We start from the raw sequence: 15,374 nt of genomic DNA, 5'->3' as shown, positions 1-15,374 counted from the left end.
GTGTCCAGTCGTTGGCTAATGCCGGTTAGCGGGTGCCCGTGTGCAGCGGCAAGGTCACCGCGGTCGGGGCGGTCGCAGTCGAGGCGGCCGGGTCACAGGTGCAGGCACCGGTGGTGGTGTAGTTCTGCGAGAACCCGACAGTCGACGTGCCGCCGGCGGTGTCCTTGCCGGTGAAAGCCGCCCGCGCCATCTGGGTGCCGGGGCCAGCGTGGAACTGCATCGTGCAGGAGGTGCTGGCACCCGGGGCGAGCGTCGTGTCGGCGCAGGTGGCCTGGCCGTTCGGCGAGGAGCCCCGCAGGTTGGAGATCGGCGCGGAGCCGGTGTTGGTCACCTGAAACTTGGCAGTGGACGTCCGGCCGAGCGGCACGTTCGCGGTCGAGTTCGGCCCGACCGCGACGCCGTTGACCGTCGGCGTGCCGGTGATCGCGAGCTTGCCGGTTCCCGCGGGCTTGCCGGTACCGGTAGGCGTGCCGGTGCCCGTAGAGGTGCCGGTGCCCGTGGGCGTGCCGGTGTAGTAGATCCGGCAGGCCTTGCTCTGCTGGGTGCCGTTCGGACCCGACACCGTGAAGTTGAACTGCCCGGCGTTCGAGCCCGGCCGCGCGGTCGTGGTGACCGTGCAGCGGGCGGTGCTGCCCGGAGCCAGTTGGCTCGAGCCGCAGTTCAGCGTGCCGAGCGAGGTGCGACCACCCAGCCCGGACACCGGGACACTGCCGTTGTTGGTCACCGGAACCGTGATGGTGACCGGGCTGCCCGCCGGGACGTTCGGGCCGGGCGCGGAGCCCGCTGCCTTCCCGTTCACCGTGGGCGTGCCAACAGAGATGCTCGCCTGCGGATGGGGCTGCGGCTGCGGTGCCGGTTGAGGCGCTGGTTGCGGTGCCGGTGCAGGGGCCGGTGCTGGCTGCGGCTGCGGGGCCGGTGCGGGTGCAGGGGCCGGTTGCGGCTGCGGAGCTGCTTTGCCCAGTCCGCCAGTCACCTGCGAGAGGATCCCGCCGATGCCCGGTTGGCCAGAGCCGGGGAGACCCGGCAGACCCGGCAGACCCGGCGTGCCGGGATTGGATGTGCCCGGCTGACCCGGCGTACCCGGGTCAGGAGTGCCCGGCGTGCCCGGTTGCGGCTGCGGCGCTGGCTGCGGCTGCGGTGCCGGTTGAGGGGCTGGCTGCGGCGTGGGTGCCGGTGCCGGTTGCGGCTTCGGGGCGGTGTTGCCCAGTCCGCCAGTCACCTGCGAGAGGATCCCGCCGATGCCCGGTTGGCCAGAGCCGGAGAGACCCGGCAGACCCGGCAAACTTGGCGTGCCCGGCTGACCCGGCGTGCCCGGATTCGGCGAGCCCGGTTGACCCGGCGTACCAGGATTGGGCGTACCCGGCTGTCCCGGCGTGCCCGGGTTGGGAGCGCCCGGCTGCCCCGGCGTGCCCAGCGTGTCGCTGCCCAGGCTGGGCAGCCCCGGCATGCCGAGCGACTGGAGCGTCTTGATGTTGTCAGTGACCTTCAGGACGTCCAGGACCGCGGCCGGGTTGCCGCTTTGCAGCTTGTCGAACGCGGTCTGCCACAGCAGCCGCATCGCGTCGAAGTTCTTGCCCGCGAAGGACAAGTACTCGTCCGGAGTGAACACCGTGCCGGGTCCGAGGCGGCTCATGATTTCGCGGGCCTGGAGGGTGTTGTAGAGGTAGTCCGGTTTGAGGATCTTCGCCGGGTCGGGAATGCTCGGCATCCCCTTCTGGACGAAGTTGGCCACCTTGTCCGGCGTCGGCAGCCGGGACATGTCGAGTGCCATCGTCTTGGTGTTGATGGGCAGGCCCATGCCGCCGCAGCCGGTCGCCATGGTCAGGTAGTCGGTGCCGTGGCCGCGCACGTGCGACGGGTTGAAGATCGGGATCCAGCCCAGCGGCCCGCCGTAGATGTCGACGACCGGCATCTGCGAGTTCCCGATCGCGCCGCTGGCCATCGACAGGATCAGGTTCTTGTACGACGGGTCAGTGTGGTACGTCAGGGCGTGCGAGCTGCTGCCGATCAGCGGAATCCCGTCCTCGTTCTTCCACATGTGCTGCAGGAAGAAGTCGCACGCGTCGCCGCCGCCGTGGTGACTGGTGTCCCCGGTCGAGTGCGCGCCGCCGGACTGGTTCGGGTCGGTCGACGTCTGCTTCGTCTCACCGCCGAACAGGCCGCCGGCGAACGCGCCGCCGCTGAGGACGTCGCCGCTGAGGAACTTGCCCACGGTCGGGATCTGCGCGGTCGGAAGGTCGCCGGTGGACGAGCTCACCGGGGACAACGGGTTGGTCGAGGGCTGGCTGGTGGCGGTGCTGGTGCCGCTCATTCCGGAAGCACTCGTCGGCGAGCTGGGCTGAGAGCTCGCGGACGAGGTGGTGTCCGTTCCGGAAAGGGCCAGGCCGTCGAGGCCGGGCAGGGGAGCGGCGGCGGCGGTTGTCACCAGGCCGGCCAGCGCGAAGGTCGCGGTGACCGACATCGCGGCCGCGCCGCGCAGCGCGCGGTTCGGCCGACGGAAACACGAATTCTTTCCTGGGGGAAGGCCGATGGGGGCCTCTCCGTCCTGGACATCGGCGCGACGGCGCCGTGTCCAACGTGTGAATTTCATTGCAACGCTCCAGTTCATGAGCGCCTGCCGATAACATCGGCGCGGCGGTTGACGTGTCTGCTGTGAAATGGGTTTGTTTGCCGACAGCCCTGGACACCAGCCGTTGATGGAGGTAGTGGCAGCGGGAGCTACTGGCTTGCGATTTCAGCCCATGAGTTCGCGAGCCAGCCGTCGAGCTTGCACCTCGACGGTCCTGCTGTCGCTACTGATCAATCGAATAGCTTCGCGATTAACCGTGATCAACATTTGTTCGCTGTGCTCAGCGTTTAATGATCTTGCGGTGATCGCTTTACGCGTTGATTCGCGTTGGCGGCCGACACGTCAGTCGGGCGACACTGGAGGTTGCTGTGCGCGCATGCGCAGCGGAGCAACGTCATCCGGGTTGACACCCCAGCAGGCGAGCCGCTGGTCGCGGGCGGTCCTTCCGGACAGCACGATCGCGCCTTGCGCGTCGCCGCTGCCAGAGCCCGCAGACGAAGTGCCACTGCCGGACCCGACGGCGCCGATCGGTGCCGTCGGGAGATCAAGGGGAAGCGGGTCGGCCGGGCGCTGCGAGCCGATGCCGGCTGGCGTCGCCGTCGCGGTCGATCGCTGGAAAGAGGTCTGGCCGTGCGGCCCGCTCACGCAGAACGCGGAGCCTCCGCTGGCCGGGGTCGCCGCGGCGGTCGGCGCGGGAAGGGCCGCCGCCGGTGCGGTCTGCGGTGCCGATGAGGCCGGGTGGCGGGGTGCGTCCGGGCTGGTCAGCGGGGCCGGCGACGTCTCCGAGTCCGTCGAAACCGGCACTGTCGCCGTGATCGTGGCTACGCCCGGTACTTCGAGGTGGGGCTGCAGGCCGGTGGCGGAAACGACCGGCGCGATCGCGGACACCGTGCCGGTGAGCTTCTTCGTGATCGGGTTGTCGAGCGTGCGGCTCGCCGTGGTGACGGTGTCGCGCGCGACGGTATCGACGTTTTGCGCTGCGCTGTCGACAGTCTTGGCGACCGCGGCGGTCGTCGTCTGCACCGCAGAGCCGACCTGCTTGATCGCCGGAGCCGAGGTCGGCGCGGCGGACTCGGCCACTGCGTTGGCCTGCCGCACGGTCGTGTTCACGAGCGAGGTGACCGAGTTCGTCGCCAGGTGCGTTGGCGGCGCGAGGTGCGTCGGCACCGCGATCGGAGCGGACGCGATCTGCCCCACGAAACCCGTCGGCTGAACGGCGACGTCCGGTAGGCCGCACGCTGCGGGCGTGTCGGCCGGATCGCATCCGGTATCAGCGGCGGCGGTAGAGGTTTCCAAGGCGCTCGCCACGGCGAAGCCCGCGAGGACGAACGTACCGAGAAGGACGGCACGGCAGATCGCGGCAAGGCACGTCGCCCGCCGCGATCGCGCCGAGTGGCTCGCGCTCGCCGTCTCGTCCTGCTCGCCGGCTGACGTTCGGCACGGGCGCGCAAATGGCTCTGAAAGTAGCGCCTCGGCAGGTCCGCGCCGACCACGAGAAACGGGCTTCGTGCCCGTTTCGTCGTAGGTCGCTCGCAGCCACGCCATCGCACTCCACCATTTCCTGCTTGCTCGAAGAGGTCGCCCCGGCCGTCGATCGTAAAGATCCGCTGGGAAATAGAGAACCGCCACTTACGAGACCCGTCGATGTGACTCCTGGTAGTTGGCCGTGCTGCACGAACCACTCTCCGTCGGTGTCCGAATCCGCGAGCTCAACAATATGTGCGCGATCGGGTGAATAGGGATAGTGGCGGTTAACCGTTGGTCGGAATTCGGACCTGGAGCCGCCGTGAGGACATGGTCACGATTTGGTAACGAGCCGTCGTTTTTGCTGGTAGCGGAGTCGGATCGCAAGGCTGCCCCGTTGGCGGGTGAGGAACCGGCAGGGTGCGTGCTGCTCCGCGGCTGGCCGGCGGCGAGTGCGAGATCGGGTGCCGCCCGGCGCTGATCGGGACCGTTCGGCGGCGGAGAATGCGTCAGGTGATCATCCGGGTAACGTTTTGATAATCTCGCGTAAGGGAATGGGCGTACCCGCGTTCCGGAGGCATGGATACCGTGGTCGATCCCCGAAATGAGCGCGATCGCGAAAGAGCTACGGAAATCGCGGTCGCGGTGGAGATACTGGTCTACGCCGAGCGGCCGAATGCGCGCCACGGGGTCGCGCGATCGCTGCAGGGCGCACCAGGAATCGGGCGCGTCGAATGTGCCGCGACCGCTGACGAACTCGTCCGCCGGTACATCCGGTCGCCCAGCGACGTGGTGCTCGTCGCGGTCCAGTCGGGCGAACGGTCCGGCCCCGTCGCTGCGGCGAGATTGCTGTCGATCGCCCCCGGCGCCTCGGTGATCCTGTTCGGTTCGTCCGGCACGGCCGCCGCAGCGGCCAGCGCGCTGCTGCACGGCATCGGCGGATTCCTTCAGAAATACGACAGTTGGTACCCCGAGCCGTACGTCGTCGCCGAGCCGGAGGGCAGCGCACTGCCCGAAGCCGGTCGTCCCCACCTGTCCGAACGCGAACTCCAAATCCTCTGGGGCATGGCCAACGGCGAGCGGAACCTGCAGATCGCCGCCGATCTCGCACTGTCCGAAGACAGCGTCAAAACCCATTGCAAACGGATCTTCCGCAAGCTCGGCGTCCACGACCGAGCCGAAGCGGTCGCCGCCGGCTTTCGCGCCGGTTTCCTCTCCTGACACCCAGGTGCGGTCGGACCAGATGGAGGCGATGATGCGCTACAGCAAGATTGTCGGAACACAGCAGCCTGGCGACCGGCACGTCGCACGCGGTCGACTTCACCTGCTTCGGAGAAACCGCCAAGAGTTACCGCGAGTCAGGCGAATCGCCGCGGCGAGCCGGGGTGAGCGGGGATGAAACGTGCGCTGATCACCTTGCTGCTGGCCGGGGTGCCCCTGATCGGGCTGGCGACGCCGGCCTTGGCACACGACACTCTGGTCGGGTCCACTCCGGCAGACAAGTCCACTGTGGACACCGCACCGTCCGCCGTTGAGCTGAAGTTCAACGAGTCGGTGCAGCAGGGCACCGAGCTGAACACCGTGTCGGTCACCGATGCGCGGCACAACCACTGGGAGGCCGGTCCCGCCGTGGTGAAGGGCAGCGCGGTGACCGTCCCGCTGCGCACGCTGGGCGCCGCGGGTGAGTACACCGTCGACTACCGGATCGTGTCCGAGGACGGCCATCCGGTCAGCGGCTCGATCACCTTCACCCTGAACAAGCCGCCCGCCGCCCCGGCCACGGCCGCCGCCGCGCCGCGTTCCGCGGTCGCCGCCCCCAGCGAACCGGACGGCACGGGCCTCCCGGTCTGGGTGTGGATTCTCGGTGCCGCAGTGCTGCTCGGCATCGGGCTGACCGTCGCCCTGCGGGTCGGCAAACGGTCGTGACCCCTGGCAGGTCGACCCTGATCGCCTCGCCTCGGGTCCGGCTGACCGCGCTGCTCACCGCGGCGGGCGGCGCGGGCGTGCTGCTAGGGACGGCGATCGTCGCCGCCCGGCCGGCTTCCGGCCTGCTGGATCCGGGCGCGGTGATCGAGGTCGGCCTGCCGATCGCGCGGGTGCTGCTGGACGTGTCCGCGTTGGTCACTGTCGGCTTGTGCGTGCTGCCGCTGCTGCTCGGGCCTGCCCGACCCGAACTGGCCGGTCCGGTGCTGGCCGGCAGCCGGGTGTGGGCCGCGGCCAGTTCGCTGGTGTGGGCCACCTGCGCGCTGGTCTTGCTCGTGCTGCAAACCGCGGAACTGCACCCGGGGCGAGACGTGTCGTTCGCCGCGATTCGCAGTTATATCGGTGAACTCGGTGCGGGCAAGGCGTTGCTGATGGTGATCGTCAGCGCGCTGGCGTGCGCCGGACTGGCGGTGCTCGTCGGCGAGTCGCTGCCAGCCGAAGCGCGCGCCGCGGTGGCCCTGTTAGCGCTGCTCCCGCTGCCGGTGACCGGGCACGCCATGGACTGGCGCTGGCACGACCTGACCATGGTGTCGATGGAACTGCACATCCTCGGCGCGACCGCGTGGGCCGGCGGATTGTTCGCGGTGATCACCCTGGCCGCGAACCACCGCGCGCTGCTCGCCGACGCACTGCCGCGATTCTCGAAACTGGCCACGGTGTGCCTGGTCCTGGTGGCCGTCACCGGATTGGCCAACGGCATCGCCGAGGTCACGCTCACTCCGCCGGGACGGGATCTGATGAGCGGGCTGTTCGGCACCGGCTACGGCAGGCTGGTGGTCGGCAAAATGCTGTGCCTGCTCGGACTGGCCGCGCTGGGAGGCAACATCCGCTTCCGCCTGCTCCCGGCGATCGTCCAGCAGAAACCAACCGCGCTGCTGCAGTGGGCGGCCTTGGAACTGACCGTGATGGGAGTGGCGTTCGGCTTCGCGGCGGTGCTCACTCGCTCCCCGGTCGCGTAACCGAGCCAGCGACGATCCGCAGCCGGTGTTCGTGCCGGTGAGGTACGAGTTCGGGCTGAGTTCGCAGACCAGTGGCTTGAGCACACCGGGTCGACGCGTTGCAAGAGTGGTGGGCCGCCTGGGGCTCGAACCCAGAACCTACGGATTAAAAGTCCGCAGCTCTACCAATTGAGCTAACGGCCCGCGCGCTCAGTCTAGCGGGCGCCGCCCGGCCGCCCGCTGGGGTGGGTCCCCACCCCAGCAACCCAGCCTCATCGCATAGACCGCACCTGCCTCACGAACCGGGCAAGATCCGCCGCGTAAGCCTCCGGCTGGTCCATCGCGATGAAGTGGTGCCCAGCCGGATTGTCGACCGGCCAGTGCACGATCTCCGATTCCCGCGCAGCCAGCCGCCGGATCCCCGGCACCCCGCTGTACACCCCGGTCGGAGCCTCCTTCTGGCCCCGCGGCCAGGCGAAACCGGTGCTCGAGTAGAACGACCACGACGACGTCCCGAACGTCTCGGTGAACCAGTACACGCTCAGGTTCGTCAGGAACCCGTCCAGCATCTCGTCCAGGGCCCGGCCGCCACCGCCGAACTCGTGGAACTTTTGCGCCATCCAAGCCAGCGCGGCCACGGGGGAGTCGTTCCAACCGTAAGCGAACGTCTGCGGTGCGGTCCGCAGCAGCGAGTGGTGGTCGACGCCGTTCATCCAGTCCTGGGACATCATCTCGTTGAACGCCAAGCGCTCCGCAGCGTCCAGATCAGGCAAGTCGGCCTCAGTGGGAATCCCCAGGCCAGCGGTGATGTAGACGCCCAGCACCGGACCGACCCGCGCGACTTCGGGGGCGACGTATGCGCCGTAGTCGCCGCCTTGGACGACGTAGTCGCGGTAGCCCAGGCGGTGCATCAAGTCTGCCCATGCGCGACCCACCCGAAAAGCGTCCCAGCCGGGGCCGGGCGCGGAGGAGAAACCGAAACCGGGCAGTGAAGGGACGACGACGTGGAAGTCCGACAGGTGCTCGATCAGGTCGGCGAACTCGACGAAGGAGTTCGGCCAGCCGTGCGTCAGCAACAGGGGCGTGGCATCCGAAACAGAAGAGGGGACGTGCAGGAAGTGCAGGTCGACGCCATCGATCTCGGTCTGGAACTGCGGGAACTCGTTCAACCGGGCCTCGTGGGCGCGCCAGTCGTAGCCAGTCGCCCAGTAGGACGCGACCTCGCGCAGCCAGTCGACCGGCACCCCGCGGTCCCAGCCTTCGCCGGGCAGTTGCGCCGGCCAGCGGGTTTGCGTGAGCCGGGCGCGCAGGTCGGCGAGGGCGGCGTCGGAGATGTCGATGCGGAACGGGCGAATGGTCATGCCGAGAACGCTAGAGACCATGTAGGTCAGATATGGTCCTAGATTGTGAGTGCGGCGCGGTTGTTGCAGTTGCTGTCCTTGTTGCAGACGCCGAGGCAATGGCCGGGCAGCGAGCTGGCGGAGCGGCTGGGTGTCGAGGGGCGGACGGTTCGCCGGGACATCGAGCGGTTGCGCGAGCTCGGGTATCCGGTCGAGGCGACGATGGGTGCGGAGGGCGGATATCGCCTGGTCGCGGGCAGTGCGATGCCGCCGTTGCTGCTCGACGACGAGGAGGCGGTCGCGATCGCGGTCGGGTTGCGGATGGCGTCGGGACACGCGGTGACCGGGATCGACGAGGCGTCGGTGCGGGCGCTCACCAAGCTGGAGCGGGTCTTGCCGTCTCGGTTAAGGCGCAGGGTGAGTGTGCTGAGCAAGGCGACAGTGCCGCTGCCGGTGAACGACGGGCCGCGCGTGGATCCGGAGTCGCTCACGATCCTCGCGACGGCGATCGCCAACCGCGAGCGGCTGCGGTTCGGCTATCTCGCCAACGACGGCAAGGCGACGAAAAGGCTGGTCGAACCGCATCATCTGGTGTCGTCCGGCCGTCGCTGGTATCTGCTCGCGTTCGACAGCGACCGCGACGACTGGCGGGTCTTCCGCGTCGATCGCATCGAAAGACCACAACCCATCGGGACCCGGTTCACCGCGAAAGACCTGCCTGCCGAGGACCCGGCGGCGTACGTGACCAAGAAGCTGCACACCTCCCGCCCGACGCATCGCGCGGTGGTCACCGTGCACGCGCCGGCGGACGAAGTAGCACGGATTTGGGGCGCGGCAAGCGAAGTGACCGCGGTGGACGGTCGCACCTGCCGCGTCGTCAGCCCGGCCGACACTCTGGAGTGGCTGGCGTTCCGGCTGACCAGCCTCGGTCGCGAGTTCGAGGTGCACGAGCCGCCGGAGCTGGCGGAGCACCTGCGCGAACTCGGCGGCCGGGCGCTGCGCGCGGCCAAATGATCAAACAGCCAGCTCCGCCAACGATTCCCGCAACTTCCCAGTCACCTCGACCGGCCGACGGGACTCGCGATCCACAAAAACGTGCACGAAATGCCCCTCCGCCACCAGGGTGTCCGAAGCCGTGTACATCCCGATCTCGTACCGCACGCTCGACCGCCCGAGGTGTGCGACCCGTAGCCCGATCCGCAGCGTGTCCGGGAACGAAACTGAGGCGTGGTAAGCACAACGCGATTCCACGCACAGCCCGATCACCGGCCCGGACTCGATGTCGAGACCGCCGCGTTCGATCAGCCAGGTGTTGATGACGGTGTCCATCAACGAGTAGTGCACGACGTTGTTTACGTGCCCATAGACGTCGTTGTCCTTCCACCGCAACGGAACCGTCTGCCAATGCGGATAGTTCACCACAGCTGCACCGAATCGCGCAGAATCCCCGCCAGGTCCTTTTCGGACGGTGTGCGCGGCGCGGTGGCCAGCAGTCGTTGCTGTTTCAGCGTTCCCTCCACGAGAGAGTCCACATCGGACTCGCTGTACCCGACCGCGCCGATCCCGGCGGGCAGGCCGATGTCGCGCATCAGCGTGGTCAGCACGGCGGGCAGGTGGTCGGCGAAGTCGCCGGACCACTCGAAATCCGGGGCCAGCAGCCGGGCGACACGCTGGTGGCGTTCCGGGTTCGCGGCGAAGGTGAACCGGAACGCGGCGGGCGCGGTGAGCGAAACCGCCATGCCGTGCGGCACCATCGCTTCGTCGCCGGGATAGCCGTCGGGGTGGAAATCCCGGACCTGCCCGGCGATCGGGTACGCGTTGGCGTGCGGGATGTGCACGCCGGCGTTGCCGAAGCCGAGCCCGGCGAACGTCGCGGCCAGCGCCATCGCCTCGCGCGCGGCCATGTCCTCGCCGTCGCGCACCGCGGCGGGCAACGCCCACGACAGCAGCTGCAGCGACTTCTCCGCGAACATGTCCGCCAGCGGATTCGACCCGCAGTACGGCACGCGCTCCTCCGGCCGCTTTCGGCCGAACTCGGTGTAGGGCTTGGCGGTGTAGCTCTCCGCCGCGTGACAGAGGATGTCCATCCCGCTCGCCGCGGTGACTCCGGCGGGCTGGCTGACCGTGAGCCGCGGGTCCACGACGGCCAGCGTCGGACGCAGCCGCAGGTGACTGATCCCGCTCTTCACCCGCAGCGACAGCACGTCCAGCACGCACACCGTGGTGCTCTCGGACCCGGTTCCGGTCGTCGTCGGCACCGCGACCAGCGGCTTCAGCGGGTTCGCCGGCGCGCGGCCGCCGCCGACCGGCGCGTTGACGTAATCCATCAGTTCACCGTCGTTGCTGGTCAGCAGGTTGGCGGCCTTCGCGGTGTCGATGCTGGAGCCGCCGCCGACCGCCACGAACGCGTCGTACGGGCCGGTGCCGCGCGCGAAGTCCACGGCCTTCTGCATGCTGACGTCGGTGGGCTCGACGTGCACGCCGTCGAACGTCTCGGCCGCGATCCCGTAGCCGCGGATGCCCTCGGCGATCCGCTCCGGCCATCCGGTCGCCGCGACGACCGGGTCGGTCACCACGAGGACGCGACGGGCGCCGAACTGGCCAAGATCGTATCCGATCTCGTCGCTCGAACCGGTTCCGTATTTGAGCGCCGGAGCCCCGTAAGTGAAAACAGTCTCATGTTCGGCGGATGTCACGACGGCGTCCTCCCAACTGGTGGGCAGCGCGATCCGGCAATCGGCACAATCCCGCGGCGAGTTCTTCAAGATCACTTGACGCCGGTTCACGGTGCCGCCCTAAGCTCTCCTCATTAGATACCAAGTGGGAACCACCGTCGCGCAAACGGCCGTACGCGTCTTGAACGAGGCCCGGGTTCGCCGGGTGTACGCGGTCGTCGGCGAGTCGTTCCTGGAATTGCTCGACGCGCTCCGCCGCGAGCGCGACGTCACGCTCGTTTCGGCCCGCCACGATTCGGGCGCCGCCTTCATGGCCGAGGCCGAGGGCAAGCTCACCGAACGCCCCGCCGTGCTGCTCGCGAGCCGCGGTCCGAGCGCCGCCGCGCTGGTCATGGGCGTGCAGACGGCGTACCAGGACGAGACGCCGATGGTGGTGCTGCTCGAAACCCCCGCGCTCGACCCGGTGCTCACCGGCGAGGTCCCGGCGTCCGATTCGACCGGGATGTTCGAAAAGATCGCCAAATGGGTCGTCCGCGCCGACGATCCCGACGACGTGCCGCACCTCCTCGCCGAAGCCCTCGCCCGCTGCCGCGAGGGGCGGCCGGGTCCGGTCGTCATCGGCGTGCCCAGCGACGCGTGGGGCGTGCCGTACGACTCGGCCAAACCGGTGGCGAAGGTTCGCCCGCCGGTCACCGGAACGCTGGGCCGTTCGGCGGAAGCTGTCGCCGGTCTGGTGGACGAAGCGCGTTACCCGGTGGTCATCGTCGGCGGGCGCGCGCGGTCGGCGCGGGACGAGCTGATCGCGGTGGCGGACGAGCTGGCGCTCCCGGTGTACAACGCTTTCCGCCGCCAGGACGCGTTCCCGGAGAACCACGCCCGCTACGCCGGACACCTCGGTCTCGGCATCCCGGCGCGCCAGCTCGACGCGCTCGAACGGGCCGACCTCGTGCTCGCGCTCGGCACTCAGCTCGACGAAGTCACGACGCAGGGCTTCCGCTATCCGACTCCACAGCAGACGCTTGTCCTTGTCGGCACTGGCATCGACGAACAACGCCGTCGCGGCCTGACGTTCCGTGTGGACACTGAGGTCGAGCCGTTCCTGAAGGAGCTGCGCGCGATCGCTTCGCCGCGTACGCGCAGAGCGTCGGCCGCGAACGCCGCCGTACACACCTTCATGACTCCGCCGAACACAAGCAACAACACGCGCGTACATCCGGTCGACGTCGTGCGCGCGCTGCGAAAGCTCGCGCCCGAGGACACCATCGTCACGAGTGACGCTGGCAACTTCGCCCAGTTCATGCACCGTTACTGGTGCTTCACCGCTCCGCGCAGCCAGCTCGGTCCGAGCAACGCTGCGATGGGGTACGCGGTCCCTGCGGCGGTAGCGGCCAAGCTCGCCGAGCCGCGGCGCACTGTGGTCGCGATGGTCGGCGACGCGGGCACGCTTATGACAGGGCAAGAGATCGAGACCGCTGTGCGTTACCGCGCGCCAGTGATGGTGGTCGTGTTCCAGAACGGCTTGCACGGCCCTCTCGCGATGCATCAGGCGCGTACGCACGGACGGCTGTCCGGAGTGACCATCCCGCTGACTGACTTCGCGTCGTGGGCGCGCGGGCTCGGCGCAGCGGGGTACACGGTGGACGATCGCGAGCGGCTCGAGCCGATCATCGCGAGCGCGCTCGTCCGGCAGCGGCCGTGCGTAATCGACGTGCGCACGGACCCGGACGTCGTTACTCCGGACGTGCGGCTCAGCACGCTTCTCGGAGCCCCGCGCCCCGCAGGGACCTGAAATCTTCCTGAGAACACAGGGAAACGCCGGGAATGTTCGGTAGCTGCCCGGGGTTGCCTCAGGTAACCTGACGGTGTTCCCGGGGTTCGGCATCCGGACCCGGTTCGCTCGGCTGAGTTCGGCCGGCGTTCGGTTGGGGAAATTCCCGGGTGGACACGCTCCCCGGCTCGGTTCGCGGCCATTCGGCGCGTTTCAGGGGTGGGGACAACCGGTTTCGGCCGGATTTTGTCGGTGCCGGATGGCACCATCGCGGTCATCGCCTCGCTTGCCGCGAGGAAGGAACGAGGGGAGTTCGTCATGGCCGACGAAAAGGACGGGAAATCCCGTACCGCCGCGGCGACGGCTCGCGGCCGGGCCCGGTCCGCGCGGGCCGGTGCGCTGGTGTCCGTAGTGCGCGAAGAGCCGGAGCACGCCGCCGCCGAGGTGCCCGAGCAGAACCGGTCCGGAGTGGTTCCGGTGCTGTTCAGCGCCAGTGCGGAGGCCCACGACGTAGCCGTGGTCGCGTCCGACCAGGGTGCCGAGTGGCGCTCGCCGTTCGGCGCGCCGCTCCGCCAAGCCAGCGGGGAGTGACCCGGCCGCGCGAACTGGGGTGAGTCGGCTTGTCCGGTCCCGCTCCGCTGTGCTTTACTTTGCTTGGTCTCGATTTTTGTGTTCGTGGTAAAGCACGCTCGCAAGACTCAGCGGGCGTGATCCTCCTCTTCGGGGAACGCATCTCGCCCGTGTCTGGGCCCAGGACGTCGGTCGGCTTCCTGTTTTGGTGTTATGTATGGAGATTGTTTAGATGACTGAGGGCACCGTGAAGTGGTTCAACTCCGAGAAGGGGTTCGGCTTCATCACTCCCGACAACGGCGGCGGCGACGTCTTCGTGCACTACAGCGAGATCCAGGGCAACGGTTTCCGTACCCTCGAGGAGAACGCTCGCGTGCAGTTCGAGATCGGCCAGGGCCAGAAGGGCCCGCAGGCCACGTCGGTCAGCCTGATCTGACCTGCGTCTAATCGCTAAGTCGCCACCACTCTCGGTTCCGGGGGTGGTGGCTTCTTTCGTCTCGGCGGCGGTAGCGCGGAGCCAGCCGTCTCACGATGCGGATTGTGTTGCCCGCCAAGGCTTTCTGTGCCTGACCGGCCATTGTGGATCACCCGATCGTGGCGCGCCCGGGTGCTCGTAGGCTCGCGGACATGAGCGAAAACACCTATCTCGTCACCGGGATGTCCTGCGGCCACTGCGCGCAGTCGGTCACCGAAGAACTCACCGAGGTGCCCGGGGTCGAGAACGTGACTGTCGACGTCGAAACCGGGCACGTGACGGTCCGCAGCGCCGAAGCCCTCGACGAGACGGCCGTTCGCGCGGCGGTCGAGGAAGCCGGGTACACCTACGAAGGGCTTGCTTCTCTCGTTTGAACGATGGGTAGCCACGCGGGAACCCAGGGTAGGCTCTGGCCGGCGTGGAGGCACGGCCGATGCAACGTCCGTGCAACCCTTTCCTCCGCGCGGCCGGACGTGTGTGCTGGCCCCCTGGCGGCAGCAGACTTGGGGGGTGCCCGATGGGGGCAGTCGTTGCGGGGATAGTGGCGAACCCTGCTTCCGGACAGGACATCCGAAGACTCGTCACGCAGGCGTCGGCCGTCCCGGTCGAGGAGAAGGCCAACCTGGTGCGCCGGCTGCTGTCGGCGTTCGCGGTGACCGGCGTCGAACGCGTGCTGCTCTCCACCGATCTCGGCGGCATCTCCGCCGCCGTCCTGCGCGACCTCGGCCGCGATCCGCTGCCCGCGGTCGAGTTCTGCGACGAGGACACGCTCACCGGCACCGCACAGGACACCGTCAACGCGGTGCGCCGGATGGTCGACGCCGGGGCCGGCGTGATCGTGTGCCTCGGCGGCGACGGCACCGCCCGCGTCGCCGCGAAGGCCTGCGGCGATGTGCCGCTGCTCGCGCTGCCGACCGGCACCAACAACGCGTTCCCGCAGGCCGGGGAGGCCACGGTGGCCGGGCTCGCCGCCGGGATGGTCGCGAGCGGCCAGGTCGACGCGGACCTCGTCACCCAGCGGGTCAGCATGCTCGAGGTCGTCACGAAGAACCGCCGCGAGATCGCGCTGGTGGACGTCGCGGTCTCGATGAACAAACACGTCGGCGCGAAGGCGCTCTGGGATCCCACCGCGCTCACCGAGCTTTACTGCACCTTCGCTGAACCGGACGGCATTGGCCTGTCGAGCATCGCCGGACAGCTGTGTCCGAGTTCTCGTTCCAGCGCGGATGGCGTAGCGCTTCAGCTTGGCCCGGTCGAGAGTTCCGCGTACGTGGTGCACGCCGCGATCGCGCCCGGCGTGGTGCGTCCAGTCGGCGTACGCGGCTGGGGAGTGCTTCGCCCCGGCGTACGCGTCGACCTTGCCGCAGGTGGCGGCGTTATCGCGGTAGACGGAGAACGCGAGTTGGAGCTGAAGAACGGCGAAGGCGCGTACGTAGAACTGCGCGCCGACGGCCCGTGGTGCGTCGACGTACGCGCGGCGATGGCCGAAGCCGCAACCCAGGGGTTGCTGCGCAGCACCGCTACAAGCGGGACCGGCGAGAAAGGCCGAAGCCACGGTCGCTGCGCTGGCTGAGATCACGTGCAGGTGACAC

At 68.7% G+C, this 15,374-nt stretch carries 14 protein-coding genes and 1 tRNA gene; 9 read left to right on the top strand and 6 right to left on the bottom strand.

From position 1 onward, the window contains the following. Positions 1-25 precede the first annotated feature (25 nt). Together AB5I40_RS24650 and AB5I40_RS24645 are read right to left on the bottom strand one after the other, a co-directional pair. On the bottom strand, positions 26-2,590 hold the full coding sequence (locus AB5I40_RS24650) for a hypothetical protein (protein ID WP_370932420.1): 2,565 nt from the start codon (positions 2,588-2,590) through the stop codon (positions 26-28). A 321-nt stretch (positions 2,591-2,911) separates the two neighbouring features. Continuing rightward, positions 2,912-3,865: a hypothetical protein gene (locus tag AB5I40_RS24645; RefSeq protein ID WP_370932419.1), complete on the bottom strand. Its 954-nt coding sequence runs from the start codon at positions 3,863-3,865 to the stop codon at positions 2,912-2,914. 813 nt (positions 3,866-4,678) lie between these two features. On the opposite strand from AB5I40_RS24645, the gene AB5I40_RS24640 reads away from it, so the two are divergent. From AB5I40_RS24640 to AB5I40_RS24630, 3 genes are all read left to right on the top strand, one after another. Further along, positions 4,679-5,254: a response regulator transcription factor gene (locus tag AB5I40_RS24640; protein ID WP_370932418.1), complete on the top strand. Its 576-nt coding sequence runs from the start codon at positions 4,679-4,681 to the stop codon at positions 5,252-5,254. Between the two features lie 174 nt (positions 5,255-5,428). Further along, entirely contained in the window at positions 5,429-5,959 is a 531-nt protein-coding gene (locus AB5I40_RS24635) for a copper resistance protein CopC (RefSeq protein WP_370932417.1), read from the top strand. Next, a complete protein-coding gene (locus AB5I40_RS24630) occupies positions 5,956-6,975 on the top strand; it encodes a copper resistance D family protein (protein WP_370932416.1) in 1,020 nt (339 codons plus the stop codon). The genes AB5I40_RS24635 and AB5I40_RS24630 overlap by 4 nt, the downstream gene beginning before the upstream one ends. Positions 6,976-7,082: 107 nt before the next feature. Here AB5I40_RS24630 and AB5I40_RS24625 read toward each other — a convergent pair. Continuing rightward, a tRNA-Lys gene (locus tag AB5I40_RS24625) sits at positions 7,083-7,158 on the bottom strand. A gap of 68 nt (positions 7,159-7,226) precedes the next feature. Continuing rightward, on the bottom strand, positions 7,227-8,315 hold the full coding sequence (locus tag AB5I40_RS24620; RefSeq protein ID WP_370932415.1) for an epoxide hydrolase family protein: 1,089 nt from the start codon (positions 8,313-8,315) through the stop codon (positions 7,227-7,229). 42 nt (positions 8,316-8,357) lie between these two features. Between AB5I40_RS24620 and AB5I40_RS24615 the strand changes: the two genes are divergently transcribed. After that, the gene (locus AB5I40_RS24615; RefSeq protein ID WP_370940597.1) at positions 8,358-9,308 is read left to right on the top strand and encodes a helix-turn-helix transcriptional regulator; all 951 of its coding nucleotides are present in this window, start codon (positions 8,358-8,360) and stop codon (positions 9,306-9,308) included. Here AB5I40_RS24615 and AB5I40_RS24610 read toward each other — a convergent pair whose 3' ends face one another. Continuing rightward, a complete protein-coding gene (locus tag AB5I40_RS24610) occupies positions 9,309-9,716 on the bottom strand; it encodes an acyl-CoA thioesterase (protein ID WP_370932414.1) in 408 nt (135 codons plus the stop codon). After that, positions 9,710-10,990 (bottom strand): hydroxyacid-oxoacid transhydrogenase, encoded by a 1,281-nt coding sequence (locus AB5I40_RS24605; protein WP_370932413.1) that lies wholly within the window; start codon positions 10,988-10,990, stop codon positions 9,710-9,712. Before AB5I40_RS24605 ends, AB5I40_RS24610 begins: the two co-directional genes overlap by 7 nt. Positions 10,991-11,114: 124 nt before the next feature. Here AB5I40_RS24605 and AB5I40_RS24600 point away from each other — a divergent pair, with 124 nt between their 5' ends. The 5 genes from AB5I40_RS24600 to AB5I40_RS24580 all read left to right on the top strand — a co-directional run bounded on the left by AB5I40_RS24600 (position 11,115) and on the right by AB5I40_RS24580 (position 15,355). Further along, the gene (locus tag AB5I40_RS24600) at positions 11,115-12,758 is read left to right on the top strand and encodes a thiamine pyrophosphate-dependent enzyme (protein ID WP_370932412.1); all 1,644 of its coding nucleotides are present in this window, start codon (positions 11,115-11,117) and stop codon (positions 12,756-12,758) included. A 297-nt stretch (positions 12,759-13,055) separates the two neighbouring features. Then, the gene (locus AB5I40_RS24595; protein ID WP_370932411.1) at positions 13,056-13,328 is read left to right on the top strand and encodes a hypothetical protein; all 273 of its coding nucleotides are present in this window, start codon (positions 13,056-13,058) and stop codon (positions 13,326-13,328) included. Between the two features lie 211 nt (positions 13,329-13,539). Beyond that, entirely contained in the window at positions 13,540-13,743 is a 204-nt protein-coding gene (locus AB5I40_RS24590; RefSeq protein ID WP_009071749.1) for a cold-shock protein, read from the top strand. A 191-nt stretch (positions 13,744-13,934) separates the two neighbouring features. Next, positions 13,935-14,156, top strand: coding sequence for a heavy-metal-associated domain-containing protein (locus AB5I40_RS24585; RefSeq protein WP_009071751.1), 222 nt, complete (start codon positions 13,935-13,937; stop codon positions 14,154-14,156). Positions 14,157-14,299: 143 nt separating this feature from the next. After that, complete coding sequence (locus tag AB5I40_RS24580) at positions 14,300-15,355, top strand: NAD(+)/NADH kinase (protein WP_344287959.1); 1,056 nt, start codon at positions 14,300-14,302, stop codon at positions 15,353-15,355. The last annotated feature ends 19 nt before the right edge of the window (positions 15,356-15,374 follow it).

Source organism: Amycolatopsis sp. cg13 (genome assembly GCF_041346965.1).
In the GTDB taxonomy this organism is placed as follows: Bacteria; Actinomycetota; Actinomycetes; order Mycobacteriales; family Pseudonocardiaceae; genus Amycolatopsis.
Note: the sequence above shows the minus strand (reverse complement) of the source record. Positions and strands in the feature narration are given on the sequence as shown.